This is a genomic window from Streptomyces sp. NPDC002265 (assembly GCF_040296125.1).
In the GTDB taxonomy this organism is placed as follows: Bacteria; Actinomycetota; Actinomycetes; order Streptomycetales; family Streptomycetaceae; genus Streptomyces.
Genome location: NZ_JBEOWS010000103.1, coordinates 1 through 26,152, shown reverse-complemented (window position 1 = coordinate 26,152; position 26,152 = coordinate 1). Strand labels below are relative to the sequence as shown.

The following is a 26,152-nucleotide window of genomic DNA, read 5'->3' as shown; positions in this document are numbered from 1 at the left end:
GGCGTCGCCGCCGGGGGGCCGGGCAAGCCGGCAGGGGGCGGCCCGCCGGCGGCCGGGCCGCCGCGGTGCGGCTGTCCGGAGCCGGCGGGCGGCTCGGGCAGGTCGCGGCGGGCGGGCTCGCGCTGGTCGTAGTCCGCGCGTGACGACTCGTAGTCGGAGCGCTGCTGGTCGTAGGGCGGCCGGTCCATGGGCTGCGGGCGGTAGTCCGACGGCGGGCCGTAGGAGTCCGGGCCCTTGGAGCCGTAGGAGTCCTGGGAGGACGAGCCGTAGGCGTCCGGCCCCGTGGAGCCGTACGAGTCCTGCGGTGAGCCGTAGGCGTCACGCGACGGCGAGGCGTACGGGTCGCGTTCCGGGAAGCCGAGGCGCTGCTGGTGCCAGCTGTACTCGTCCTGCGCCGGGCGCGGCCAGGCGCCGGGCTCGGGGCGCTGGTACTCGGACGGGTAGGCCGGGCGGGCGGTGGGCATCTGCTCGCCGCGCTGGTGCGAACGCTGGTCGCCCTGTGCGGGTGCGGACGGCTCGGCGCGGTGGCGGCCGTATCCCCCCTCGTACTGGCCGGAGGGGGACTCGGCGTCCTCGTAGCGCGAGGGCGACGGAGCGGGGGGTGCAGGCGGGGCCGGGGGCTCGCCCGCGGAGTCGTCGACGGTGATCGCGATCCGGATGGGGCGGCCGCACTCGCGGCTCAGGCTCTCGCTGACGATGGGGGCGAGGCGTCCTTCGAGTACGTTCTTGGCGAACTCGTTCGGTACGGCGAGCAGGGCCGTGTCGGCCACCAGCGCGAGCGGCTGGCAGCGCCGGATCCAGTGTTCGTCCTTGACCTCGACGCCCTGTCCGCGGCCCTCGCCGAGAAGTTGTTCGAGTACGCGTGGCCACACTGCGGCAAGATCGGCAGGTACGTCAGCCACAGGGCACGCTCTCTCACGGGGTCCCACGCGGGTGCGCTTGCGGGACGGATCGGGATTTCAAATCGGGTGGGGCAGGGGTCAAGGGAACGAATCGGAGTTCAGCCACGGTAGTCAGGGCAGCGGGTGTGGTTCAAGTTGTTGTCCCCAGCCTGTGGATAGTGTCCCTCAGTGAGCCCCGGTTTGACCGGATGGCGTAGCCCCGCGTACCGTAACCAGGTCGAGTTGTCGATGGCTGCTGCCGCCTGCCTCCGATGGGCACAGATCGCGTTTCGGTGATCGGGAAGCGGTGCACTCGGGCGTAACGCGAGCTACTCGTGGGCGCACGGTGACAGCCAGGACGGCACCCCGCAACTACTGATTGATTTCTGGAGCCCCCGAGTGAGCAAGCGCACCTTCCAGCCGAACAACCGTCGTCGCGCCAAGACCCACGGCTTCCGCCTGCGGATGCGCACCCGTGCCGGCCGCGCGATCCTGGCGAACCGCCGCAGCAAGGGTCGCGCCAGCCTGTCCGCCTGATTTCAACAGGTCGTGACGTCGTGCTGCCTACCGAGCATCGGCTGAGGCGGCGCGAGGACTTCGCGGCCGCGGTACGACGGGGTCGTCGGGCTGGACGCCCGCTCCTCGTCGTCCACCTTCGTAGCGGTGTCACGGACCCGCACGCGCCTGGGGAGAGCGCTCCCCGGACGCGTGCGGGTTTCGTCGTGAGCAAGGCCGTGGGTGGCGCGGTCGTGCGCAACACAGTGAAGCGCAGACTGCGCCATCTGATGCGTGACCGAGTCGCCCTGTTTCCCCCCGGTAGCCTGGTAGTCGTACGAGCGCTGCCCGGAGCGGGCGACGCCGACCATGCACAGCTGGCCCGAGACCTGGACGCCGCAGTTCAGCGGCTGCTGGGAGGGGGCGCGCGATGAAGTACCCGCTGCTGGCTCTGATCAAGCTGTACCAGTGGACGATCAGCCCTTTGCTGGGGCCGGTCTGCAAGTACTACCCGTCGTGCTCCCACTACGGCTATACGGCCATCGACCGGCACGGCGCGATCAAGGGAACGGCACTCACCGCCTGGCGCATTCTGCGGTGCAACCCGTGGTCGCTCGGTGGCGTGGACCATGTTCCGCCGCGCAAGCGTCCGCGGTGGCACGAACTGCTGCGCAACGCATGGCGCGCACGCAAGGGCGGGACCTCCGCCGCCGAACCGGCCACCGAGGGACAGGGGATGTCCGACCACCCCTCGAGCCCGGCCGCAGAGACCCCGTCCCATGTCCAAGGAGCATGATTAGTGGACACGATTGCCAGCCTCTTCAGCTTCATCACGACACCCGTTTCCTGGGTCATCGTCCAGTTCCACTCGGTGTACGGGAAGGTCTTCGGCCCCGACACGGGCTGGGCCTGGGGCCTGTCCATCGTGTCCCTGGTGATCCTGATCCGCATCTGCCTGATCCCGCTCTTCGTGAAGCAGATCAAGGCGACCCGGGCCATGCAGACGCTGCAGCCCGAGATGAAGAAGATCCAGGAGCGCTACAAGAACGACAAGCAGCGCCAGTCCGAAGAGATGATGAAGCTGTACAAGGAGACGGGTACCAACCCGCTCTCCTCGTGCCTTCCCATCCTGGCGCAGTCTCCGTTCTTCTTCGCGCTGTACCACGTGCTCAACGGCATCGCGACCGGCACGACGATCGGTGTGATCGACGAGCAGCTGCTCGCCAGCGCCCGTAAGGCCCACATCTTCGGTGCTCCGCTCGCTGCGAAGTTCACCGACAGCGCGGCTGCGGTCTCCCAGCTCGGCGCCGACATCACCAACGTCCGGGTCGTCACCGCGATCATGATCGTTCTGATGTCGGCCTCGCAGTTCTACACGCAGCGCCAGCTGATGACCAAGAACGTCGACACGACGGTCAAGACGCCGTTCATGCAGCAGCAGAAGATGCTGATGTACGTCTTCCCGGTCATGTTCGCCGTCTTCGGCATCAACTTCCCGGTCGGTGTCCTCGTCTACTGGCTGACCACCAACGTGTGGACCATGGGCCAGCAGATGTACGTCATCCACAACAACCCGACCCCGGGTTCGAAGGCCCAGGCCGCGTACCTGGAGCGCCTGCACAAGCACGTCACGAACCACGGCAAGACCCGCAACCGCCGTGAGAAGGCCATCGTCAAGGCCATCGTGTCCAAGGGCCGCGACCGCAACGAGTTCGAGCGGAAGTTCATCAACGGTCTGAGCAAGGCCGGTCTCGCCGCGCAGGCCGACGGCAACGTGACCGTGGCCGAGAGCCAGGTCGCCCTCCAGACCGAGGACGGCGTGTCGCCCGCGCCCGTGGCCAAGCGGCAGCAGCCCAAGCGCCAGACCAAGGCGCAGCGTCAGACCGGTACGGCGAAGCCGGCCGGCGACGAGACCGAGCAGCCCACGACGTCGCTGAGCAAGTCCGAGGACGAGCCGCAGGACGCCAAGCCCGCTGCCGCCGCGAAGAACCCCGCCGCGAAGCCCGGTACCGGCAACAGCCGCAGCAGGGCCCAGTCCGGTCAGCGCAAGGGTCCGCAGCGCCCCAAGTCCCCGTCCAAGAAGTAAGAAGGAGTCCATCCCGTGACGGAAGGCACCACCTCCGCCGCTGCCGAGGGTGCAGACACCCTGTCCCGCCTGGAGCAGGAGGGTGAGATCGCCGCGGACTACCTCGAGGGTCTGCTGGACATCGCTGATCTCGACGGCGACATCGACATGGACGTCGAGGCCGACCGCGCCTCGGTCTCGATCATCAGCGACGCCGGCGGCCGGGATCTCCAGAAGCTGGTCGGCCGTGACGGCGAGGTGCTCGAGGCCCTTCAGGAACTGACCCGCCTGGCCGTGCACCGGGAGACCGGGGACCGCAGCCGGCTGATGCTGGACATCGCCGGCTACCGCGCGCAGAAGCGTGCCGAGCTCTCCGAGCTCGGGGCCAAGTCTGCGGCCGAGGCGAAGAGCACCGGTGAGCCGGTGAAGCTGAAGGCGATGACCCCGTTCGAGCGCAAGGTCGTGCACGACGCGGTCAAGGCAGCGGGCTTGCGCAGCGAGTCCGAGGGCGAGGAGCCGCAGCGGTTCGTCGTCGTACTGCCCAACTGATTCGGTACGTACATCTCTCCGGCCCCGTCTGTTGCGCAGGCGGGGCCGATCTTTGTCAGCCTGATGGTTCTGGTGGTCGGCGCTCGAAGCGCCGATGCGGTACGGAAGGACGGTCCCCCGTGACGGAGGCAGCGGAGCTCCCCCCTGCGCCCGAACAGGCGCGTGAGGTATTCGGTGATCGCTTCGAGGATGCGGTCCGGTACGCCGAGCTCCTGGCTGAGGCAGGAGTCCAGCGTGGGCTGATCGGCCCGCGGGAGGTGCCCCGCCTGTGGGAGAGGCACCTGCTGAACTGTGCGGTGCTTTCCGAGGTCGTGCCCGAGGGCGTGACGGTGTGCGACGTCGGTTCGGGCGCGGGTCTGCCCGGTATCCCTCTGGCGCTGGTACGGGAGGACCTGAAGATCACCCTTCTGGAGCCTCTGCTGCGGCGTACGAACTTCCTGACCGAGGTGGTCGAACTGCTGGGGCTCGACCATGTGACCGTGGTCCGTGGCCGCGCGGAAGAGGTCATGGGCAAGGTTCAACCGGTGCATGTCGTGACGGCCCGGGCCGTGGCGCCGCTGGACCGGCTGGCCACCTGGGGCGTCCCGCTGCTGCGGCCGTACGGGGAGATGCTGGCGCTCAAGGGCGACACCGCGGAGGAGGAGCTCAAGAGCGCGGCGACGGCGCTGAGCAAGCTCGGGGCCGTGGAGACGTCCATCCTGCATGTGGGTGAGGGCGTGGTGGACCCGCTGTCCACGGTGGTCCGGGTCGAGGTCGGGGAGAGCCCCGGCGGCGTACGGTTCGCGGCGAAGCGTGCGAAGGCCGCCCGGACGAGCCGAACGCGGCGTCGTCGCTAGTACTGAAGTCCAGTGTGATGAGTGTCTCCGATCCTTCGTGAGGGTGAGACCTACTCCACACAAGCTTCCCCGTCTACGCAGCCCGGAGTGTCGCGAAGGCCTGGCCGCAACCGCTGTGCATCGTGTTTCACGTGAAACGTCGCTCCCTGCTGCACGGAATCATCAGCCGAGGCCACGCCGCGGCTCAACCTCGCGACCGTAAGCCTCTTGGATCCCGCAGCGAGGCCCCTGCCTCCGGGGCCGAGATCTCCCTCGTAGGGGGCACGGAGTTGTCCACAGAGGTGGATTTCTCCACAGAACCCCAGGGCTCACTGGTTCACGACCCCGAAGACATGGGAGGCTCTGTTCATTGCGAGCTTGAAGTCGAGGAGAGTGAATCCTTGCGGTCCGACGCCAACATCGCGGGACCGATGACCGATCCGGTCCCCGGTCCCCGTACCGAGTCGATGGGGGAGGATGTTTCACGTGAAACACCGCCCCCCATGGACGACACACCGATCGGTCGTGCTGCCCAATTGGCGGTGGAGGCGCTCGGCCGCGCCGGCGAGGGTCTGCCACGGCCCCACCAGACCCGTGTCATGGTCGTGGCCAACCAGAAGGGTGGCGTAGGCAAGACGACGACCACCGTCAACCTTGCCGCTTCCCTGGCCCTGCACGGTGGCCGTGTCCTCGTGATCGACCTCGACCCGCAGGGCAACGCTTCCACCGCCCTGGGGATCGACCATCACGCAGAGGTCCCGTCCATCTACGACGTCCTGGTCGACAGCAAGCCTCTGGCCGAGGTCGTCCAGCCCGTCCCGGATGTCGAGGGTCTCTTCTGCGCCCCCGCCACGATCGATCTCGCCGGTGCCGAGATCGAGCTGGTGTCCCTGGTGGCACGAGAGAGCCGCCTCCAGCGGGCGATCCAGGCCTATGAGCAGCCGCTGGACTACATCCTCATCGACTGCCCGCCCTCGCTCGGTCTGCTGACGGTCAACGCGATGGTCGCGGGCCAGGAGGTCCTCATCCCGATCCAGTGCGAGTACTACGCGCTGGAGGGTCTGGGACAGCTGCTGCGCAACGTCGACCTGGTACGGGGGCACCTCAACCCCGTCCTGCACGTGTCGACCATCCTGCTCACCATGTACGACGGCCGGACGCGTCTGGCGTCCCAGGTCGCCGAAGAGGTGCGCACCCACTTCGGTGAGGAGGTGCTGCGGACGAGCATTCCTCGCTCGGTCCGTATCTCCGAGGCGCCGAGTTATGGGCAGACGGTGCTGACCTACGATCCAGGATCGAGCGGTGCCCTCTCCTATCTTGAGGCGGCACGAGAAATTGCGCTGAGGGGTGTGGGCGTCCGCTATGACGCGACACACGCCCACATCGGCGCTCAGAGCGACCCGAGCATGGTGGAGGGGATCCAGTGAGTGAGCGACGGAGGGGGCTGGGCCGTGGGCTAGGCGCGCTGATCCCTGCTGCGCCGACGGAGATGACGCCGGCTCCGCCTGCCATAGGGGGAGCCGCTTCCGCGGCTCCCGCACCAGGTCCGGTGCTGACCGCGGACCGCGGTGTGGCTGCGGCCAAGGTGACCACGTTGGCGCCTGTTTCACGTGAAACCGATGATCTGCCGCTGAGCGGCGCCGCGGAGATCCCCGCGCCTCCGATGGGTGCGCACTTCGCCGAGCTCCCGCTGGACTTCATCACGCCGAACCCCCGGCAGCCGCGTGAGGTGTTCGACGAGGACGCCCTTCAGGAGCTGATCACCTCCATCAAGGAGGTCGGGCTCCTTCAGCCGGTCGTCGTACGTCAGCTGGGTCCCGCGCGCTACGAGCTCATCATGGGCGAGCGGCGCTGGAGGGCCTGCCGTGAGGCGGGGCTCGAGGCGATCCCGGCGATCGTGCGGGCCACGGACGACGAAAAGCTCCTCCTGGACGCGCTCCTGGAGAACCTGCACCGAGCGCAGCTGAATCCGCTGGAAGAGGCTGCGGCCTACGACCAGTTGCTGAAGGACTTCAACTGCACCCACGACCAGCTGGCTGACCGCATCGGCCGGTCCCGCCCTCAGGTCTCCAACACCCTGCGTCTGCTCAAGCTTTCGCCGGCCGTCCAGCGCCGCGTGGCCGCCGGGGTGCTCTCCGCCGGACACGCCCGGGCGCTGCTGTCGGTCGACGACTCGGAGGAGCAGGACCGTCTGGCTCACCGGATCGTGGCTGAGGGTCTCTCGGTGCGCGCCGTCGAGGAGATCGTGACCCTCATGGGGTCGCGGCCGCAGACGGCGCAGCGGTCCAGGAGCCCGCGGGCGGGAGGGCGGGTGTCTCCCGCACTGTCCGATCTCGCGACTCGTCTCTCGGACCGTTTCGAAACCCGGGTGAAGGTCGACCTGGGGCAGAAGAAGGGCAAGATCACCGTGGAGTTCGCCTCCATGGAGGATCTGGAGCGGATCCTTGGTTCGCTTGCTCCGGGTGAGGGCCCGGTCCTTCAGCAGGACCTTCAGCAGGACCTTCAGGCGAGCGAGTCCGCCGAGTCGGAGGACTGAGGCCGCCTGGGTCGGCAGGGCGGTTGAGCCTGTCCGGCCAGTCAGAGCAGGCCGTGTCCGGTGTATGCCGGAACACGGCCTGCTCTTTGCTTTCAGGCGGTATCGACGTAATCGCATCGTGGATACGATGCCAGGGGGTAAGGCGCATCCACCTTTGGCAGCACCTCTGATGGGGAGGCCGGGGCCATGCGAACGATGAGCCGGACCGGACTGGTGAGTGCGACGCTCGGGCTGGGCGCGATAGCCGGGTTCGTCGGCAGCTTGCTCAGGGAACGGAACGCTCTGGCAGCCGCCCGCGAGGCCGCGGGCGAAGGAAGCGAGGAACAGCCTTCATGGGGCGTCGGCTCGTACCGCTCACGCTGGACAACGTTCAGGACCTTCCCCAGCGCTGTCGCTCGTGTGTCTTCTGGGAGCTGGACCCTGTCAGTGGTGAAGCCGCGCTGAAGGCGGGTACGCCCGCCCTGGAGAAGGAAGCCTGGATCTCCGGGGTTCTCCTGGACTGGGGATCGTGCGGTCGGGTCGTCTACGTCGACGATGTGCCGGTGGGCTTCGTGCTCTACGCGCCGCCTGCTTATGTGCCGCGCTCCACAGCCTTTCCCACAAGCCCCGTCTCGCCGGACGCGGTGCAGCTGATCACCGCCTTCATCATGCCCGGTTATCAGGGCCAAGGGCTGGGCCGGGTGATGGTGCAGACGGTCGCCAAAGATCTGTTGCGTCGTGGCTTCAAGGCGATCGAGGCCTTCGGCGACGCCCGCTGGAAAGAGCCGGCCTGCGTGCTTCCGGCCGACCATCTGCTCGCCGTGGGCTTCAAGACGGTCCGCCCGCATCCCACGTATCCGCGGATGCGTCTGGAGCTGCGGACGACGCTCTCCTGGAAGGAAGACGTCGAGATGGCGCTGGACCGCTTGCTGGGAGCAGTGCAGAAGGAGCCGGCACTGCGGCCGCTGTAGCGAGGGCTGATATGCGAATGGGCCAACCCTTCCGGGTTGGCCCATTCGTGTTTCACGTGAAACACGCGCCGTCGGCTAGACGGCTCCGAACGTCACTCGGCGATGAAGTCCTCAAGGTCGCGGACGATCGCGGCCTTCGGCTTCGCGCCGACGATGGTCTTGGCGACCTCGCCGTTCTGGTAGACGTTCAGGGTCGGGATCGACATGACGCCGTACTTGGCAGCCGTGTCCGGGTTCTCGTCGATGTTGAGCTTGACGACCTCGATCTTCTCGCCGTACTCGGCGGCGATCGCCTCGAGCGAGGGCGCGATCTGGCGGCAGGGACCGCACCAGGCGGCCCAGAAGTCCACCAGGACGGGCTTGTCGCTCTTGAGGACGTCCTCGTCGAAGGAGGCGTCAGTCACGTTCTTCAGAGTGCCGGCCACAGCGGGCTCCTTACTGGTTATGCGTGGGGAGGATGGGGGTCAGACAGAGGTCGTCTCGGGCTCGGCCTGCTCTTCGTCGGCCAGCGCGGCGAGGAAGCGCTCGGCGTCGAGGGCGGCGGAGCAGCCGGTACCGGCGGCGGTGATCGCCTGGCGGTAGGTGTGGTCGACCACGTCACCCGCGGCGAAGACACCCGTCACGTTGGTTCGCGTGGACGGTGCGGCGACCTTGAGGTAGCCCTCGTCGTCGAGGTCGAGCTGGCTCTTGAACAGCTCGGTACGCGGGTCGTGGCCGATCGCGATGAACAGCCCGGTGACCGCCAGGTCGGACAGCTCGCCGGTCTTGAGGTTGCGCAGCTTCAGACCGGCCAGCTTCGGGTCGCCGTGAATCTCGGCGACCTCGCTGTCCCAGACGAACTTGATCTTCGGGTCGGCGAAGGCACGCTCCTGCATCGCCTTGGAGGCGCGCAGGGTGTCGCGGCGGTGCACGATCGTCACGGACTTGGCGAACCGGGAGAGGAAGGTCGCCTCCTCCATCGCGGTGTCACCGCCGCCGATCACGGCGATGTCCTGGTCCTTGAAGAAGAACCCGTCACAGGTGGCGCACCAGGAGACGCCGCGGCCGGAGAGCGCGTCCTCGTTGGGCAGACCGAGCTTGCGGTGCTGCGAGCCGGTGGTGACGATGACGGCCTTGGCCTTGTGGATCGTGCCCGAGGTGTCCGTGACGGTCTTGATGTCACCGGTCAGGTCGACGGAGACGACATCGTCCGGAACCAGCTCGGCGCCGAAGCGCTCGGCCTGGGCGCGCATGTTGTCCATGAGCTCGGGGCCCATGATCCCGTCGCGGAAGCCGGGGAAGTTCTCCACCTCGGTGGTGTTCATCAGCGCGCCACCCGCGGTGACGGCGCCCTCGAACACCAGCGGCTTCAGCGACGCGCGTGCGGTGTACAGCGCCGCCGTGTAGCCGGCGGGCCCCGAACCGATGATGATCACGTTACGGACGTCGCTCACGACTTGATTCCTCGTCTCTGGACTGCGTCGTACGGCCGGTGGAGACCCTGTCGAGACTCTCACCCCACCCAACGGATCCTAAGGGGCGCGCATTCCCGCTGTGTCCGGGCACACCCGGACGCGTCACCGAACGGGACACCACAGAGGAACGAGAGAGGCCTGGGCCGCGGTGTGCGCGCTCAGGAGCGCGTGTAGGAGTGGGTGAGCAGCACCTTGGCCGGGGTGGCCGACGGGTGGCTCACACAGGTCGTGTCCACGATGTAGACGGTGACCCGGGTGCTGTCGGATGCGTCGGGGAGCACCACGAGGAGGGCGTCCGTCCCCTGGTAGATGCCCTGCTCGGTCGCGAGCGCCGCATCGTTGCGGCCGATGCCCTGCTGGATGCAGGGCGGGATCGTGGGCTGGCGGAAGATCTTCGGTTTCACCGTGCCCGGAGCAGTCTCCGCGCCGAGGTTGTCCGGGGCTTCCGAGCTGCCTGTGCTCTGAGCGAGGAGTGTGGTGACCTGGCCTTCGAGCTTTGCTTCGGAGAAGGTGTCCGCGGCCGTGGACTGATGCCCCCGGGTCGTGTTCCCGGACGAGGCCCAGAGGGAGGACAGCAGCACGGAACCCAATGCCAGGACGGCAGCCGTGCAGGCCACCCCCAGGACGACCACCTTGCGGCGCCCGCGCGCTCGGCTGCTCTTGCGTCCTGGTCCGGTCGAGGCGGTGCGCGCATGGCCCGAGGGGCGGTCCGTGGTGGCCGATGTTTCACGTGAAACACGCGTGCTGTCCCCCACGGGGGAAGCGGGCCGAGGAGAGGCCGTCGCTGCCGCGGAGCCGGCGGTGGTGGGTGCCGTGGCGCTGAGGAGCGCTTCGGCGGCGAGAGCGGCGTCGATACGGCCCGCGATCTCGGCCGGCATGCGGGGCGGGCCGGAGGCCGTCCCGAGCAGTTCCCGGATCTCCTCCAAAGAGGCGTGGACATCCGCGCAGAGCTCGCACATGTTCAGATGCCGGCGTACCTGCCTGGTGCGGGACGGTGACAGCAGACCTTCGGTGAGGTCGGAGATCTCCGCGACGTCCGGGTGCCCGGCCATGTCCGTCGTGGATGTCACGCTCGCCCACCTCCGCCCTTCACAGCAGCTGAGTCGCTTGATCCTGGATCACGGGAATCCTTGTCGTGCGATCCCGCTGCCGGTGGGACGGATGTCCCCTCCGTCCGGTTCCGCCCCTGACCCACCGCGCTGTCGTCACCGGCCTTTTCCGGCCGCAGGTGAGTGAGGAGCGGCAGGAGTCTGGCTCTGCCCCGGGCGCAGCGGCTCTTCACCGTCCCGGTCGGCACGTCGAGGACACGGGCGGCTTCGGCGACGGGGTAGCCCTGCATGTCGACCAGGACGAGAGCGGCCCGCTGATCGGGCGGGAGCGTCCCCAGGGCCTCCAGGAGCTCACGGTGCAGATCGTTGCGCTCGGCGGGTTCCGAGGCCGATTCGTGCGGCTCCAGCAGCTGTTCCAGGCGCTCGGTGTCGTCGACCGGCGAGGTCTTGCGGGAGGCTGCCTTACGGGCACGGTCGAGACAGGCGTTCACCGTGATGCGGTGCAGCCACGTCGTGACAGCCGACTGGCCGCGGAAGGTGTGGGCGGCCCGGTAAGCGGAGACGAGGGCGTCCTGAACGGCGTCAGCGGCCTCCTCGCGGTCGCCCAGGGTACGCAGCGCGACCGCCCAGAGGCGGTCGCGATGACGCCGTACGAGCTCACCGAAGGCGTCCGGATCCCCCGCTGTATGACGGGTGAGGAGGTCCTGATCGCTTGTGCCGCCGTATGCGCTGCCATCTGCCATCGGACCCCCTCCCCCCTTCGGTGAGACGTCAGCCCGTGAACTTCACATCGGTGATGGCCTGCTTGTAGCCGGGGCCGCTGTACCCCTTCTGGCCCGAATAGGGCATGGCAGTCATCCAGACGAGCACGTACCGGGTCTTCGCCGCCTTCTTGGCCGTGATCTTCAGTTCGGTGCCCGAGGTCTTGCCCTCGGCGAACTTCGTCATGGAGCTGAGCGGCGCCGACGACGACAGCGAATCGGTGGCATACAGGGACACCGCCGTGTAGTTGCCGCCGTAGTCCAGTCCTATCGAGGCTGCCGACACGTTCTGGGCGGAGCCGAGGTCGTAGACGATGCCCACGCCCTGCTTGTAGGGCGCAAGCTCGGGCCCGTCGGAGAAGCGGTACGAACGCCAGACGGTGGAAGGGTCGCCGTCGTAGGTGAGTTTCACCTCGTTGGCGTGCTGGGGCTTACCGTCCGGGTAGTACTCCGACGCATCCTGGATGGCGATCGGCTTGGAGGCCGGCTTGGGCGACTCGGTGGTCTTGTCGCCGTCGTCCGTCGTCTGGGTGGTGTCGTCGGGCGAGTTGCCCTGGTCCATCAGGGCGTCGGCCAACTGCCAGCTGCCCAGGCCCAGCGCGGCGATCAGCAGCGCCGAGACGGCCCACTTCAGAACCTTGCCGGTGCGGCTCTGCAACGGCGGCGGCGGGGTCGGCGGCAGCTGCTGGGTGACCCCCGGATGCGCCGCAGGGCGCCCGTAGGTGCCCTGCTGGTAGGTCGTGCGCTGATACTCCGGCGGGCCGGAGAACGCGAGCTCCGGCGGACGGACGCGGGGCATCTCGCCGATCGCCTTCACCAGCTCTTCGGGCGTCGTGCACGCGGCCTCGTGACGGGAGGCCGTGGCACCGTCGTTGGCGAGCGCGCGCATGGCGAGCTCGGACAGGCCGCGGTGGATGTTGGCGCGCACCTGGTCGGGAGCGATGAGGCCGATGTCCTTGGGCAGGCCGGACAGGCCGTAGGCGTCGTTCTCGTACGGCCAGCGCTGGGTGAGGGCCGCGTACAGCAGGGCGCCGATGGCCTCGGTGTCGGTGCGCTGCGGGGTGTCGGAACTGATACCGCGCAGCGCGGCGTTCACGGCGAGGCCACGGATACGCCACTGGCCGCTGGAGGTGCGCAGCACCGCGTTGGGGTTCAGCCGCAGATGCGCGAGACCCTCACGATGGGCCGCGGCCATGGCCCCGGCGATCTGGCTGACCATCTGGTAGGCGTCGTGCGGCTCCAGCGGGCCGGCGGACAGCAGTGCCGTCAGCTCGGTCGCGTCGGGCAGCCACTCGTGGACGACGTAGACGAGGTCGTCCTCCTCGACGGCGTCCAGCACCTGCACGAACCGGGGATCACCCAGCAGCGCGGAGGAACGGGCGGCCGCCAGTACCGACCGGGCCCGCGCATGGTCCGCCGGCAGGATGTGGACGCCGACGGCGCGACGGAGTTTCTCGTCGACCGCACGCCAACTGCTGAATCCGTCCAGACGGGTGACGCACTCTTCGAGGCGATAGCGCCTGGCGAGTTTGTGGCCGCTGTGCAGCTCGGGCGGTGAGGCCTTCTCGGGACTCTCGGTCCCGCCACTCCCCTGTGCCTCGTCGATGTCCGTGTCCCGCTCCAGGTTCTGGGCCTCCCCGTCGGCCGTGGACTGGTCCGCCTGCGCGGCCAGCGGCTTGTCGCCGCCGTTGCCTGCCACGTCGACGGCAGCCGTACTTCGTTCCGCCACCGTCGTCCCTGCCTCCCCATCCATTGCGCGCCCTACGACGTCGAATCCAATTGTGCCCACAGTCCGCTGCTATGCACGACACACGATGGCGCACGATGGTTGTGCGCCTACCCCCACCTCAGCGCCCCAGGCGCCCGCGCACCATGCCGACGAGGGAGTTGAGTTCCTCGATGCGCATGCGGCGGGCCGCCAGGTAGAAGACGCCGAGCAGAACGACACCGCCGGCCAGCAGCGCGGCGAAGGAACCCGCGGCGCCCTGGCCGAGCGTCTGCGCGATGCCGTAACAGGCCGCCCCCGCCATGAGGGCGGCCGGTACCGAGGCGATGCACAGCCGCGCGTAGGTGCGCAGCACACGCGTGCCGTCCAGGTCGCCGCCCAGACGCTTGCGCAGCCGGCGCCAGGCGATGCCTACGCCGATCGCGTAGGCGAGGCCGTATGCGGCGGCCATGCCGACCACGGCCCAGCGCGCCGGAACCAGGAAGTAGCACAGCAGCGAGGCACCCGCGTTGACCGCGGCCACGATGACCGTGTTGTAGAAGGGGGTCCTGGTGTCTTCGTAGGCGTAGAAGGCGCGCAGGACCACGTACTGCACGGAGTAGGGGATCAGGCCGAGGCCGAAGGCCATCAGCATGAAGCCCATATTGGTGGCCTCGCTGGTGCCCGAGGAGCCGAAGATCAGCGTGCACATCGGGATACCGAGGGCGAGGAAGCCGAAGGCGATGGGCACGATCGCGACGGCCGTGGTGCGCAGACCCTGGGAGATGTCGTCGCGGACGGCGCCGCCGTCTCCCTCGGCCGCCGAGCGGGAGATCCGCGGCAGCAGCGCGGCCATCAGCGAGACGGTGATGATCGCCTGCGGCAGGCCCCAGATCAGCTGGGCGTTGGCATAGGCGGCGAAGCCGGTGCCCGCGACGCCGGAGTCCTTGCCGGCGGCGGTGGACAGCTGCGTGACGACCATGGCGCCCGCCTGGTTGGCGAGGACGAACAGCACCGTCCACTTGGCGAGCATCGCGGCCTTGCCGAGGCCGTGGCCCTTCCAGTCGAAGCGCAGCCGCAGCCGGAAGCCGGTCTCCCGCAGATACGGGATCATCGCGAGGGCCTGGACGACGAGGCCGAGCAGGACACCGATGCCGAGCAGTCGCTGGCCCTCCGGCGGGATGTTGCCCGCCGTCATCCCGGAGCTGCCCGCGGTGCCGTAGACCCAGATGAACATGCCGAGGGTCACGATGATGACGATGTTGTTCAGGACCGGGGTCCACATCATCGCGCCGAACCGGCCGCGTGCGTTGAGGATCTGCCCCATCACCACGTGCACGCCCATGAAGAAGATCGAGGGCAGGAAGTAACGGGTGAAGGTGACGGCGACGTCGTTGGCCGCGGGGTCGTTGGCGACCGGGATCGAGAGCATGCGGACCAGGAGCGGTGCGGCGAACATCGCCAGCGCGGTGAGCGCGCCGAGTGCCACCATCACCAGGGTCAGCAGCCGGTTGGCGAAAGCCTCGCCGCCGTCCTCGTCCTCCTTCATCGCCCGCACGAGCTGCGGGACGAAGACCGAGTTGAGGCCACCGCCGACGGTCAGGATGTAGATCATCGTCGGCAGCTGGTAGGCGACCTGGAAGGAGTCGCCGAGGAGGCCGAGACCGAGGGCGGAGACGATCAGCGCGGAGCGGACGAAGCCGGTGAGGCGGGAGACCATGGTGCCCGCGGCCATGACGGCGCTCGACTTCAGCAGGCCCGAGGCCCGCCCGCCCTTCTTCGCGGCGGGAGCCGGCGCGGCAGACTCGGCCGCGGGAGCCGGCGGCGCGTGGTGGGGCCCCACGGGCCCCTGAGCCGCCACCGTGGGGGTGGCGGGCCCGGGCATGGCCATGGCGTCCGCCTGCGGACGTACGGAGCCCTGTTGCTGGTCCTGGAAGAGGTGGGCGAAGGCGTCCGTCTCGTGACGCTCCTCACCGGCCTGGGTCACCAGGTCGTCGACGCCCACGAACTGGGTGGTACGGGGGTCCTCGCCGAACGGCAGGTACTGGGTCGGACCGGCCGGCTCCGGCGCGGGGGTCTGGGCCCAGACCCGCGGGTCCGGGGCGTACGGCGACTGCTGCGGCCGGCCGTACAGCGGCTGCTGCGGCTCGTACGTGCCCGGCGGCGGCGGAGGGTGCGCGGCACGGTCGTAGAGCGCCTCGGCGACCGGGTCCTGGGCGGAGAGGTCCTGTGCCCGGTAGGGGTCCTGGTCGTAGGCGTCCTGGAGGTACATGTCCGCCGGGTGCTGCGGCGGCACCTGGCCATGCTCGGGCGGCGGACCCTCGGGGTGGCCCGAGCCGCCCGCGGCCTGGCCGCGGTCACCGTCGTACGGCGCGTTCATGGATTGCCCCACCTCATCGTCCCGGGCCCACCGGCCACGACATCCTCAACGGTCCACTCTCTCACCCGTGCCGGACGGGTCTGTGCTTTCCGCTGCGGTGTCCGGTGTCGGGTCACTCTGCTGCTCCGGGTCTTCTGCCCCGGACCGGCTGCCGGACTCTTCCTCAAGACGGCTGCGGGGCCCCTCGGTGTTCAGCGGGCCTTCGGCCGGTTCGCCGGCCTCGTCATTCCCGTCGTCCTCGTCGGGGCCGTTCTCCTGGCCCTCCCGGGCCGCCGCGCGCTTGCGCTGGGTGTACATGCGGAACCCGGCCAGGACCAGAAGCAGGACGCCACCGCCGATGACCAGCATCACCGTCGCGGTGATCTCGGTGACCTTCACGTCGAAGGTCACCGGTGCGCCGTACTCCTGGCCGTCCTGCGTGTACAGCTGGGCGATCACCGTCGTCTGGCCGTTGACGTTGGCGGACGTGGGGAACTTCACCGTCTGGCTGTGCCCGCCGGAGACCGCGATGGGCTGCTCGGAGTAGGGCTTGCCGCCGATCTTGAGCCGGGTCGAGTTGGTCGAGGTGAGCCGAAGCACCAGATGGTCGACGCCCTGCACCAGGTTGTTCTGCACGGTCACGGGGATCGTGGCGCTGCGCCCGGAGAGTTTGGTGTCGGACTTGTCGATCAGCTTGACCTGGGCGGTGAGGGTGTCGAGGTAGGCCTCGACGTCCTGGCGGAACGTGCTGGCCTCGACCGGCCGGCCACGCCACGACGTGGACATCTCGCGGTTCAGCGCCCGGCCGAACGGGGTCACCACACGGGACCTGTCGGAGAGGATCACCTGGAAGTTGTCGAGCGTGTCCTGTGTGGCGGCGATCTGCGCGAAGGCCGACCGCGGCAGTTCCTTCCTGCGCAGCGAGGAGGGGTACTTCGACACCGAGGGGATCTTGGTGGTGGCGCCCGGGTCCGGCTTGGCCTTGGCGGCCGCCGTGAGCTCCTGCGACTGGGACCAGTTCCCGCTCTGCAGGGCGCCCAGGGCCGCGGCCATCGCCTGCGCCTGGCTGCCGGACGGCATGCGCTGCGGTGCCACGACGATGCTGCGCTGTTTGTCGGTCTGGAGGTTGAGCGCGAGGCTCTGGGCCAGGAACCGCTGCACGGCGAGCGTGGAGTCCGAGGCCTTCGTCAGGTCGCCCTGGAACGCCTTGGACAGCCTCGAGTCCGCGACCACCGCGGTGGTGCCGCCGCCGAGGGGGCGGGCGGCTGAGGGGGTGTAGGACAGACCGCTGGTCTCCACCAGGCTGTCGCTGCGCGCGATCACCTTGTCGGCGCCCGCGGAGGTGGCGACCTTGACGATCGACGGGTCGACGGCACCGTCGACGGGCCAGGCGAAGTCTGTGTTCGGCGTCACATGGAGAATCGGCTCCACCGTGTTGGCGACCACGTCGGAGGCCGCCTTGAGGTGGCTGAGCGAGCCGGTGACGCTCGTGCCGTTGTGGGCGAGAGCCGCAAGGTCGGGGTCGGCGAAGGGCAGGGCGACGACGTCCTTGTCCACCACCGCCTTCTGGAGTTCGGCCAGCCATGCCTTGGCGATCGCCTGGTGGGTGCCCGCTGTGGTGGTGTCCTCGGGGCCTCGCACCTTGTAGCTGCGGGTCATGGCGTCGACGGAGGCGAGCAGGTCCGGGTCGATCACCCAGGTGACGTCCAGGCTCTTGCCCAGGGACAGCAACTGGTCGAGACGGCCGCCCGGGGAGATCTCCTGGGCCAGGTCGTCGTTGAGGAACACGGGCGTTTGCTGCTCGTTCGAGCCGGTCTCCGCCGTCATGTGGACGGTCGAGATCAGCGGCCAGAGCACCGTCGTCTTCGTCTTCGTGTCCGCCTCGTCCGGCTGCCACGGCAGGAACGTCCGCTGGATGCCCAGCACCTGCTCCCACGGCTGTGCGGCCGTCTGCCCGGAGAGGGAGACACCGAGCGGGTAGATGCCGTCCTTGCCGAGGTCCAGCTTGTCGACCGGTACGGAGATGCTGAAGTGCTGCGCGACCCCCGGAGCGAGCTCGGGGAACTCCTGCACGTACGAGCCGCCGACCTCTTCGCCGTCCGCGCCGGAGTAACCGGTGCGGTCGGCGGTGCTGTCGATCGCCGAGCGGGTGGTCAGCACGGAACCGACCCGCAGGCCCACATGGGCGTCGCTGACCGCCTGCTTGCCGTTGTTCGTCACCGTGCCGGAGACGGTCACGGTGTCCCCGTCGGTCGGCACGGACGGGGTGAGCGTGTCGACGGAGACGGACACGGTGCGGGAGCCGGAGGCCTCCCGGGCGGAGTCCTGGCCCGCCGCCTGCGCGGAGGCGGCAGCGGGCAGCTGGAGCAGACCGGCCAGCAGCGGTGCCCCGGCGAGCAGTGCTCCGGTGCGCCGCAGCAACCGGCGGGCAGGTGAGGGACTCGTCCCCTGGAAGTCTGCCGCCTCGGCCACGCGCTCGCCCGTCCCTCGTCGTCGTCAGTGGTCGTTGGAATGTGCGTCCACGCATGGTAACGATGTGCGCTGAGGGGAAGTGCCGCGGACTGCACTACAAGATCGGGGATCGCCGGTGCACCGGACCCCTATCTGCCGATATGAAGAGAACCTTCGATCTAGGTTCACAAAGGCGCACTCTGCGAGCGTATCGGCTGGGATGTCTGTGCGTGATTAATGCGGACGCCCCCGGTCGCCCCGGCCACGTACCCTCTTCTGTTGTGCCGAACGCCAACGAAGACACCTCCAGTGCCCTGAGCCAGGGGCAGCGCCACGCGGTCAGTGAACTGCTGCGGGTCGCTCCTGTCGCCGACGAGCTCGCCCACCGTTTCCAGGAGGCCGGGTTCTCCCTCGCCCTGGTCGGCGGGTCGGTCCGGGACGCGCTGCTCGGCAGGCTCGGCAACGATCTGGACTTCACGACCGACGCCCGTCCCGAGGACGTACTGAAGATCGTCCGGCCCTGGGCGGACGCCCTGTGGGAGGTCGGGATCGCGTTCGGCACGGTCGGGGCCCAGAAGGACGGCTACCAGATCGAGGTGACCACCTACCGCTCCGAGGCGTACGACCGGACCTCGCGCAAGCCCGAGGTCTCCTACGGCGACTCCATCGAGGAGGATCTCGTCCGCCGCGACTTCACGGTGAACGCGATGGCCGTGGCGCTGCCGGCGAAGGAGTTCATCGATCCGCACGGTGGCCGTGCGGACCTCGCGGCCCGCGTGCTGCGCACCCCGGGCACTCCGCAGGACTCCTTCTCCGACGACCCGCTGCGGATGATGCGGGCCGCGCGTTTCGCGGCCCAGCTCGACTTCGAGGTCGCCCCCGAGGTCGTCGCCGCGATGAAGGAGATGGCCGGCCGGATCGAGATCGTCTCCGCGGAGCGGGTGCGGGACGAGCTGAACAAGCTGATCCTGTCCGCACACCCGCGCAAGGGGCTGAGCCTGCTCGTCGACACGGGCCTGGCCGATCATGTGCTTCCCGAGCTTCCCGCGCTGCGTCTGGAGAGCGACGAGCACCACCGGCACAAGGATGTCTACGAGCACACCCTGATCGTCCTGGAGCAGGCGATCGCGCTGGAGACGGACGGTCCCGACCTCACCCTCCGGCTGGCCGCGCTGCTGCACGACATCGGCAAACCGCGTACGCGGCGCTTCGAGACGGACGGCCGGGTCTCGTTCCACCACCACGAAGTGGTCGGGGCGAAGATGACCAAGAAGCGCATGACCGCGCTCAAGTACTCCAACGAGCTGGTGAAGGACGTCTCACGGCTGGTTGAACTCCATCTGCGCTTCCACGGCTACGGCACCGGGGAGTGGACGGACTCGGCTGTCCGCCGCTATGTCCGGGACGCCGGCCCCCTGCTCGATCGCCTGCACAAGCTGACCCGCTCGGACTGCACCACGCGGAACAAGCGCCGGGCGGCTGCGCTGTCGCGGGCCTATGACGGCCTGGAGGAGCGGATCGTCCAGCTGAAGGAGCAGGAGGAGCTGGACTCCATCCGGCCCGACCTCGACGGCAATCAGATCATGGAGATTCTGGGCGTGGGTCCCGGTCCGGCCGTCGGGCAGGCGTACAAGCATCTCCTGGAGCTTCGGCTGGAGCACGGGCCGTTGGAGTTCGACGCGGCGGTGGCGGCGCTCAAGGAGTGGTGGGCCGAGCAGGGCTGACGGCGCGCGGAGCGTCGGCAGAGCTGACGGTGTGCGGAACGGGGGCATGTTTCACGTGAAACATGCCCCCGTTCCGCATGAGACAGGGGCGGTGTTTCACGTGAAACACCGCCCCTGTCTTTTGCCCCCCGAGTGCCTTACTTGACTTCGCTCAGGCAGAGAACGACGTCGTGGCCGCCGCCGGACTGGATGTAGGAGATCGTCGCCTCCGTGACGGCCGCGCACTTCTTGTCGTCACTGGTGTCGTCGAACTTCTTGACGACCTTGTACTGGGCGTCGCTGGAGGAGCAGTCGACCTCGTTGAGGTCCGCGTTGTTGTCCGTGCCGTCGTTGTGCATGCAGGCGCCCACCGAGGTGGTCTCGGCGTCGGTCTCGCTGGCCCAGAAGCCGATGCCGAACTTGATGAGACCGATGATGACGAAGACGGCGATCGCGCCGACTATGCGCAGGACCTTCTTGCCGGCGCGCTTGGCCGGAGCGGGCGGAGGGGGAAGCGGAGCGCCACCCTGGTTGGGGAACGGAGCGTAGGGAGCCCCCTGCGGCGGGACGGGCTGCTGCCCCGCGGGCGGGGGAGGCGTCTGGGCGTACGGGTTCTGGCCCGGCGGCGGAGTTGTCACGGTGAAGTCCCCCTGGAGCATGGGTGTTCTGAACATGAAGTAAGACCCAGGTAAGTTACCGGGCCCCAATGGTCACTTTGCTTTCCCGAGGGGACTCTGTGGCTTTGATGTGACACTTATCGATGCTCAAAGCGGGCCATAGCCAGAGCAACCATGCCGTAGAGCGCGGCCACGAACACCACCAGTGCCACCGAGCGGCCGTCCGCGGGGAGCATCAGGGCGGCCACCGCGGCGGCACCGACGAAGGCGACGTTGAAGAGGACGTCGTACAAGGAGAAGACCCGGCCGCGGAAGCCGTCGTCGACCGAGGACTGCACGACCGTGTCCGTGGCGATCTTGGCCCCCTGGGTGACGAGGCCCAGGACGAACGCGGCGACGAACAGGCCGGCTTCGGTGAAGGACAGGAACAGGGCGAGTTCCAGCGCGGCAGCGGCCGCCGAGCAGGCGACGATCCAACGGCCCGGCCCGAGCCGGCCCACCGCCGAAGGTGTCACCGCGGCCGCCGCGAAGAAACCCGCTCCCGAGACGCCCACCGCGAGGCCCAGCAGGGCAAGTCCCTCGTCCGGGTCGGACGACCAGGCGTAGCGGCAGAGCATCAGGACCATGACGGTCAGGGCGCCGTAGCAGAACCGCATCAGCGTCATCGAGGCCAGCGCCCAGGCGGCCTCCCTCCTGCGCGGTTCGGCGAGATGCCGTACACCGGCCGCGAGCCCGCGGGTGGTACCGCTCAGCGCTGTCGTCAGTCTGGGGTGCACCAGCGCGAGGTCGGGGCCCAGCAGATGGGGTGGCATCCGCAGCGACGACAGGGCCGCGCTCAGATACAGCGTGGCGCCCAGCAGCACCACGGCGGCATCGGAGCCGGAGGCCACCAGCCGGACGGCGAAGGCAAGGCCGCCGCCCGCGGTCGCGGCCAGCGTTCCGGCGGTCGGGGAGAGAGAGTTGGCCATCACCAGACGTTCGGCGTCCACCACTCGGGGCAGCGCGGCGGACAGTCCCGCCAGGACGAAGCGGTTGACGGCGGTGACGCACAGGGCGGAGACGTAGAAGAGCCAGTCCGGGACACGGCCGACCATCAGAGCCGCCGTCACCGTGGCCAGCAGGGTGCGCAGCAGATTGCCGTACAGAAGGACCTGGCGTCGGCGCCAGCGGTCCAGCAGGACACCGGCGAAGGGGCCCACCAGGGAGTACGGCAGCAGGAGCACCGCCATCGCGGAGGCTATCGCGGAGGCGGAGGTCTGCTTCTCCGGTGAGAAGACGACGTAGGCGGCGAGACCCACTTGGAAGACGCCGTCGGCCCCCTGGGAGAGCAACCTGACGCCCAGCAGGCGCCGGAAGTTCCCGAAGCGCAGCAGTACGCGCAGATCGCGGACGACGGACATGGGGCACAGCCTCACATATGCGGAGGGTCCCCGGGTCATGGAACCCGGGGACCCTCAACCGCCCTGGCAGGAGCAGTGTCAGCGTCGTGGCGTGGTGCCTGGCCGACGCTCGGCGCGCGGTCTTAGCGCTCGACCTCGCCCTTGATGAACTTCTCGACGTTGGCGAAGGCCTCGTCGTCGAAGTACTGGACCGGCGGGGACTTCATGAAGTACGAGGACGCCGACAGGATCGGGCCACCGATGCCCCGGTCCTTGGCGATCTTGGCAGCGCGCAGGGCGTCGATGATGACACCGGCCGAGTTCGGGGAGTCCCAGACCTCGAGCTTGTACTCCAGGTTCAGGGGAACGTCGCCGAAGGCACGACCCTCGAGGCGGACGTACGCCCACTTGCGGTCGTCCAGCCAGGCCACGTAGTCCGACGGACCGATGTGGACGTTCTTCTCGCCCAGGTCGCGGTCGGGGATCTGCGAGGTGACGGCCTGGGTCTTCGAGATCTTCTTCGACTCGAGGCGGTCGCGCTCCAGCATGTTCTTGAAGTCCATGTTGCCGCCGACGTTGAGCTGCATGGTGCGCTCAAGACGGACACCGCGGTCCTCGAACAGCTTCGCCATCACACGGTGGGTGATGGTCGCGCCGACCTGCGACTTGATGTCGTCGCCGACGATCGGGACGCCCGCCTCGGTGAACTTGTCCGCCCACTCCTTGGTGCCGGCGATGAAGACCGGGAGGGCGTTGACGAAGGCGACCTTGGCGTCGATGGCGCACTGGGCGTAGAACTTCGCCGCGTCCTCGGAACCGACGGGCAGGTAGCAGACGAGAACGTCGACCTGCTGGTCCTTGAGGACCTGGACGATGTCGACCGGGGCCTCGGCGGACTCCTCGATGGTCTGGCGGTAGTACTTGCCGAGACCGTCCAGGGTGTGACCGCGCTGGACCGTGACGCCCTTGTTCGGGACGTCGCAGATCTTGATGGTGTTGTTCTCGCTGGCGCCGATGGCGTCGGAGAGGTCGAGGCCGACCTTCTTGGCGTCGACGTCGAAGGCGGCGACGAACTCGACGTCACCGACGTGGTAGTCGCCGAACTGCACGTGCATCAGGCCCGGGACCTTGGACGCCGGGTCGGCGTCCTTGTAGTACTCGACGCCCTGCACCAGCGATGCAGCGCAGTTGCCCACGCCGACGATGGCTACGCGAACCGAACCCATTCCGGTTGCTCCCTGTGTGTACGAGTGAGGCCCTGAATGGGACTCACGTGGCGGTGTCGTCGGGCGTATCCGGCCGGGGGTCGACCCCCGGCCGGGGCAGGACGCCCGTCGCTCCAGATGTGTTGTCCTGCTGAGCGGGTCCCCCAGAGGCGGAACCTTGGAGGTCCCGTCCGGCCCGCTCACTTTCGATGAGCTCGTTCAGCCAGCGCACTTCGCGCTCCACGGACTCCATTCCGTGGCGCTGGAGCTCAAGCGTGTAGTCGTCGAGGCGCTCCCGGGTGCGCGCCAGGGAGGCGCGCATCTTCTCGAGGCGTTCCTCCAGCCGGCTGCGGCGACCCTCCAGTACGCGCATGCGTACATCGCGTGACGTCTGCCCGAAGAAGGCGAAGCGAGCGGCGAAGTGTTCGTCCTCGTACGCGTCGGGGCCGGTCTGCGAGAGCAGTTCCTCGAAGTGCTCCTTACCCTCTGCCGTCAGCCGGTAGACGATCTTGGCGCGGCGCCCCGCGAGGGAGGCGGCGAGGGCGTCCTCGGGCGCATGGCCCGTCTCTTCGATCAACCAGCCGTTGGTGACCAGCGTCTTGAGACATGGGTACAGCGTCCCGTAGCTGAACGCCCGGAACACACCGAGTGACGTATTGAGTCGTTTGCGCAGCTCATAGCCGTGCATCGGGGATTCGCGGAGCAGGCCGAGTACGGCGAACTCGAGGATCCCGGAACGCCGGCTCATCGTCGCCTCCTCTCTGCCGCGGACGGGCCGTGACGGTCTCTATGTCGTGCTGATGTATCGACTCGATACATCAGCACGATAGAACGGCCTTCCTTCTGGGACAAGGGGAGAGATGGTGAACGGGATCACATCGCAGATTCGTTGTGTGCAAGTTGCCTGATTTGGGGTGAACTTCGGAGCTCGGCGGGTTTTGGCGGTGCGTAGTCTGTGCGCCATGCACACCACCGGGAACCGAGTGACGCCTGGGGACGTCCTCGTCCTCGGTGCAGTACGGGTGAATGCAAGACCGACCACATCCGTACTTCGGGGGGACCGGAAACCAGCCGCCGTTTCCAGGCGCGCAAGGGTGCGCCTGCCCGAGGAGTAATCGTTCGATGAGCGAGCACCGTCGCAAACCGCCGCAGCCGCAGGGAGGCGGACGTGCCGCGACCCGACGTGGCCAGTCCGGTCCGTCCTCCGGTCGCCGCGCGGCACCGCGAGGCGCCACCGGGTCTCTGTCCGATTCGTACGGGTCGGATTCCTATGAGCCGGACGACGCCGAGTCGTCGTACGGAAGCCGTGCCGAGGCCCGACGCGCGGCGCAGAGAGGTGGAGGCCGCCGCAGAGCGGCCGACAACGGCCCCGGAGGTCGCCAAGGCGGCCCCGGCGGTCCTGGACGAGGCAGGGGGCGTGCGACCGCGCCCGGCAGGAAACGCCTCATCGACTATCCGCGCTTCGGCAAGGACGGATGGCGCCGTTGGATGCCGTCCTGGAAGCTTGTCTCCGGCCTGTGCATCGGCTTCGTGGGCAGCTTGGTGGTCGTCGCGGGCGTCGGGTACGCCATGGTGAGCGTGCCGAACGTCGCGGACACCGCGACGGCCCAGAACAACGTCTACTACTGGTCCGACGGCTCACAGATGGTCGCCACGGGCGGTGAGACCAACCGCCAGATCATCAACCTGTCGCAGATCCCCAAGGCGATGCAGTACGCCGTGATCTCGCAGGAGAACAAGACCTTCTACACCGACAGCGGCATCGACCCCAAGGGCATCGCCCGCGCCGTGCTGAACATGGCGAGCGGCGGTCAGACGCAGGGTGGATCCACCATCACCCAGCAGTACGTGAAGAACGCGCGCCTCGACGACCAGTCGCAGACCGTCACGCGCAAGTTCAAGGAGATCTTCATCTCCATAAAGGTGGGCGCCACGGTCAAGAAGGACGACATCATGGCGGGCTACCTGAACTCCGCCTACTACGGTCGTAATGCCTACGGAATCCAGGCCGCAGCCCGTGCGTACTTCAACAAGGACGCCATCAAGCTGAACCCGGGCGAGTGTGCCTTCCTGGCGGCGATGCTCAAGGGCGCCACGTACTACGACCCTGCCGGCGGAACGACCTACGACACGACCGCCACTCCGGAGGCGAACAGCGCGCGAGCCGTGCGCCAGATGCAGGACACCCTGGACAAGATGGTCGAGTACGGCCATCTGGACCCCAAGGTCAGGGCCCTGTACACCAAGATGCCGGACTGGAAGAATCCGCGCTCGAACACCCAGCTCGGCGGCCAGATCGGCTATCTCGTCGACCTTGCCAACGGCTACCTGGTGTCCCACAGCGACGAGACCGGGATCACTCAGAAGAAGCTGACGCAGGGCGGCTACACGATCCGCACGACCTTCGACAAGAAGAAGGTCAAGGAACTCGAAGCTGCCGTCTCCAAGGTCCAGAAGGCGAACATCAAGCCCAAGGAGCGCCCGGAGACCGACACCCACGTCCAGTTCGGCGGGGCGTCCGTGGATCCGGCGACCGGTGCCATCAAGGCGATCTACGGCGGTGAGGACGCGACCAAGCACTTCACCGACAACGCCGACACCACCGGTGCCCAGGTCGGCTCCACGTTCAAGCCGTTCGTGCTCGCCGCTGCGATGAAGTGGGGCGTCAAGGATCCCAAGGGTCTGGCGTCGCAGGCACAGGACGAGCGCACCATCGCCTCTCCGAAGAGCCTGTTCAGCGGCCAGAACAAGCTCAAGATCAAGGAGTACAACGGGGAGGTCTGGAGGAACGAGAAGGGCGAGGAGTGGCTGCAGACCAACGACGGCAACGCCTCGTACGGCACCGCGCCCAAGTACCAGATCGATCTTCGTGAGGCGATGCGGGAGTCGGTCAACTCCGCCTTCGTCCAGCTCGGCATGGATGTCGGCCTGGACAAGGTGAAGGAGTCGGCCGTGGACGCGGGTCTGCTGGAGTCCAGCCTGACCGGCACCAGCTTCCCGTCCTTCTCCATCGGCATCTCCGACCCCAGCGCCATCCGGATGGCGGGCGCGTACGCCACCTTCGCGGCCAGCGGCCAGCAGCGGAGCCCGTACTCCGTCCAGTCGGTGACCAGCAAGGACGGCCCGGTCTACACGCACAAGGTCAAGTCCGAAGAGGCCTTCACCCCGGCGGTCGCCG

General features: G+C 68.3%; 23 protein-coding genes. 11 read left to right on the top strand and 12 right to left on the bottom strand.

Annotation, left to right across the window (positions count from 1 at the left end):
* Nucleotides 1-902 (bottom strand): chromosomal replication initiator protein DnaA (locus ABT085_RS19720; RefSeq protein ID WP_502982757.1); only part of this gene is annotated, 902 nt, incomplete at its 3' end.
* Nucleotides 903-1,280: 378 nt separating this feature from the next.
* On the opposite strand from ABT085_RS19720, the gene rpmH reads away from it, so the two are divergent.
* From rpmH to ABT085_RS19675, 9 genes are all read left to right on the top strand, one after another.
* The gene (gene rpmH / locus ABT085_RS19715; RefSeq protein ID WP_005482975.1) at nt 1,281-1,418 is read left to right on the top strand and encodes a 50S ribosomal protein L34; all 138 of its coding nucleotides are present in this window, start codon (nt 1,281-1,283) and stop codon (nt 1,416-1,418) included.
* Nucleotides 1,419-1,438: 20 nt separating this feature from the next.
* Entirely contained in the window at nt 1,439-1,810 is a 372-nt protein-coding gene (gene rnpA, locus ABT085_RS19710) for a ribonuclease P protein component (protein ID WP_351609121.1), read from the top strand.
* Complete coding sequence (gene yidD / locus ABT085_RS19705; protein WP_351609118.1) at nt 1,807-2,172, top strand: membrane protein insertion efficiency factor YidD; 366 nt, start codon at nt 1,807-1,809, stop codon at nt 2,170-2,172. Before rnpA ends, yidD begins: the two co-directional genes overlap by 4 nt.
* A 3-nt stretch (nt 2,173-2,175) precedes the next feature.
* Entirely contained in the window at nt 2,176-3,462 is a 1,287-nt protein-coding gene (gene yidC / locus ABT085_RS19700) for a membrane protein insertase YidC (protein ID WP_351609115.1), read from the top strand.
* 15 nt (nt 3,463-3,477) lie between these two features.
* Nucleotides 3,478-3,990: a Jag family protein gene (locus ABT085_RS19695; protein WP_351609112.1), complete on the top strand. Its 513-nt coding sequence runs from the start codon at nt 3,478-3,480 to the stop codon at nt 3,988-3,990.
* Nucleotides 3,991-4,109: 119 nt separating this feature from the next.
* Nucleotides 4,110-4,826, top strand: coding sequence for a 16S rRNA (guanine(527)-N(7))-methyltransferase RsmG (gene rsmG, locus ABT085_RS19690; RefSeq protein ID WP_351609109.1), 717 nt, complete (start codon nt 4,110-4,112; stop codon nt 4,824-4,826).
* A 332-nt stretch (nt 4,827-5,158) separates the two neighbouring features.
* On the top strand, nt 5,159-6,232 hold the full coding sequence (locus tag ABT085_RS19685; RefSeq protein WP_351609106.1) for a ParA family protein: 1,074 nt from the start codon (nt 5,159-5,161) through the stop codon (nt 6,230-6,232).
* The gene (locus ABT085_RS19680) at nt 6,229-7,341 is read left to right on the top strand and encodes a ParB/RepB/Spo0J family partition protein (RefSeq protein ID WP_351609103.1); all 1,113 of its coding nucleotides are present in this window, start codon (nt 6,229-6,231) and stop codon (nt 7,339-7,341) included. The genes ABT085_RS19685 and ABT085_RS19680 overlap by 4 nt, the downstream gene beginning before the upstream one ends.
* Before the next feature lie 332 nt (nt 7,342-7,673).
* Nucleotides 7,674-8,291 (top strand): GNAT family N-acetyltransferase, encoded by a 618-nt coding sequence (locus tag ABT085_RS19675; protein WP_351609100.1) that lies wholly within the window; start codon nt 7,674-7,676, stop codon nt 8,289-8,291.
* Between the two features lie 92 nt (nt 8,292-8,383).
* On the opposite strand, the gene trxA is transcribed toward ABT085_RS19675, so the two are convergent.
* The 7 genes from trxA to ABT085_RS19640 form a co-directional block, all read right to left on the bottom strand.
* Entirely contained in the window at nt 8,384-8,716 is a 333-nt protein-coding gene (gene trxA / locus ABT085_RS19670) for a thioredoxin (protein WP_162468644.1), read from the bottom strand.
* 39 nt (nt 8,717-8,755) lie between these two features.
* The gene (gene trxB, locus ABT085_RS19665) at nt 8,756-9,724 is read right to left on the bottom strand and encodes a thioredoxin-disulfide reductase (RefSeq protein ID WP_351609096.1); all 969 of its coding nucleotides are present in this window, start codon (nt 9,722-9,724) and stop codon (nt 8,756-8,758) included.
* Between the two features lie 179 nt (nt 9,725-9,903).
* Nucleotides 9,904-10,815, bottom strand: coding sequence for an anti-sigma factor family protein (locus ABT085_RS19660; protein WP_351609093.1), 912 nt, complete (start codon nt 10,813-10,815; stop codon nt 9,904-9,906).
* Nucleotides 10,812-11,537, bottom strand: coding sequence for an RNA polymerase sigma factor SigM (gene sigM, locus ABT085_RS19655; protein WP_351609091.1), 726 nt, complete (start codon nt 11,535-11,537; stop codon nt 10,812-10,814). The genes ABT085_RS19660 and sigM overlap by 4 nt, the downstream gene beginning before the upstream one ends.
* A gap of 28 nt (nt 11,538-11,565) precedes the next feature.
* Nucleotides 11,566-13,284: a protein kinase family protein gene (locus tag ABT085_RS19650; protein ID WP_351609088.1), complete on the bottom strand. Its 1,719-nt coding sequence runs from the start codon at nt 13,282-13,284 to the stop codon at nt 11,566-11,568.
* Between the two features lie 118 nt (nt 13,285-13,402).
* Complete coding sequence (gene murJ, locus ABT085_RS19645) at nt 13,403-15,640, bottom strand: murein biosynthesis integral membrane protein MurJ (RefSeq protein ID WP_351609085.1); 2,238 nt, start codon at nt 15,638-15,640, stop codon at nt 13,403-13,405.
* A 45-nt stretch (nt 15,641-15,685) separates the two neighbouring features.
* Complete coding sequence (locus ABT085_RS19640; protein WP_351609082.1) at nt 15,686-18,091, bottom strand: DUF6049 family protein; 2,406 nt, start codon at nt 18,089-18,091, stop codon at nt 15,686-15,688.
* Nucleotides 18,092-18,351: 260 nt separating this feature from the next.
* Here ABT085_RS19640 and ABT085_RS19635 point away from each other — a divergent pair, with 260 nt between their 5' ends.
* Nucleotides 18,352-19,794, top strand: coding sequence for a CCA tRNA nucleotidyltransferase (locus tag ABT085_RS19635; RefSeq protein ID WP_351609079.1), 1,443 nt, complete (start codon nt 18,352-18,354; stop codon nt 19,792-19,794).
* 137 nt (nt 19,795-19,931) lie between these two features.
* Here the strand turns inward: ABT085_RS19635 and ABT085_RS19630 are convergent, their stop codons facing one another.
* The 4 genes from ABT085_RS19630 to ABT085_RS19615 all read right to left on the bottom strand — a co-directional run bounded on the left by ABT085_RS19630 (nt 19,932) and on the right by ABT085_RS19615 (nt 23,722).
* Complete coding sequence (locus ABT085_RS19630) at nt 19,932-20,447, bottom strand: LppU/SCO3897 family protein (protein ID WP_351609076.1); 516 nt, start codon at nt 20,445-20,447, stop codon at nt 19,932-19,934.
* An 80-nt stretch (nt 20,448-20,527) separates the two neighbouring features.
* A complete protein-coding gene (locus tag ABT085_RS19625) occupies nt 20,528-21,790 on the bottom strand; it encodes an MFS transporter (RefSeq protein WP_351609073.1) in 1,263 nt (420 codons plus the stop codon).
* A 122-nt stretch (nt 21,791-21,912) separates the two neighbouring features.
* Nucleotides 21,913-22,995, bottom strand: coding sequence for an inositol-3-phosphate synthase (locus ABT085_RS19620; RefSeq protein WP_351609070.1), 1,083 nt, complete (start codon nt 22,993-22,995; stop codon nt 21,913-21,915).
* A 43-nt stretch (nt 22,996-23,038) separates the two neighbouring features.
* Nucleotides 23,039-23,722 carry a PadR family transcriptional regulator gene (locus ABT085_RS19615; RefSeq protein WP_351609067.1) on the bottom strand — a complete coding sequence of 228 codons (684 nt, stop codon included), beginning with the start codon at nt 23,720-23,722 and terminating at the stop codon, nt 23,039-23,041.
* Nucleotides 23,723-24,096: 374 nt separating this feature from the next.
* Here ABT085_RS19615 and ABT085_RS19610 point away from each other — a divergent pair.
* Nucleotides 24,097-26,152 (top strand): transglycosylase domain-containing protein (locus ABT085_RS19610; protein WP_351609064.1); only part of this gene is annotated, 2,056 nt, incomplete at its 3' end.

Coding starts and splice junctions, on each gene's coding strand:
- yidD (WP_351609118.1), top strand. CDS start 1,807: ATGAAGTACCCGCTGCTGGCTCTGATCAAGCTGTACCAGTGGACGATC.
- ABT085_RS19630 (WP_351609076.1), bottom strand. CDS start 20,447: ATGTTCAGAACACCCATGCTCCAGGGGGACTTCACCGTGACAACTCCG.
- sigM (WP_351609091.1), bottom strand. CDS start 11,537: ATGGCAGATGGCAGCGCATACGGCGGCACAAGCGATCAGGACCTCCTC.
- ABT085_RS19615 (WP_351609067.1), bottom strand. CDS start 23,722: ATGAGCCGGCGTTCCGGGATCCTCGAGTTCGCCGTACTCGGCCTGCTC.
- ABT085_RS19625 (WP_351609073.1), bottom strand. CDS start 21,790: ATGTCCGTCGTCCGCGATCTGCGCGTACTGCTGCGCTTCGGGAACTTC.
- ABT085_RS19620 (WP_351609070.1), bottom strand. CDS start 22,995: ATGGGTTCGGTTCGCGTAGCCATCGTCGGCGTGGGCAACTGCGCTGCA.
- murJ (WP_351609085.1), bottom strand. CDS start 15,640: ATGAACGCGCCGTACGACGGTGACCGCGGCCAGGCCGCGGGCGGCTCG.
- ABT085_RS19675 (WP_351609100.1), top strand. CDS start 7,674: ATGGGGCGTCGGCTCGTACCGCTCACGCTGGACAACGTTCAGGACCTT.
- ABT085_RS19685 (WP_351609106.1), top strand. CDS start 5,159: ATGGGAGGCTCTGTTCATTGCGAGCTTGAAGTCGAGGAGAGTGAATCC.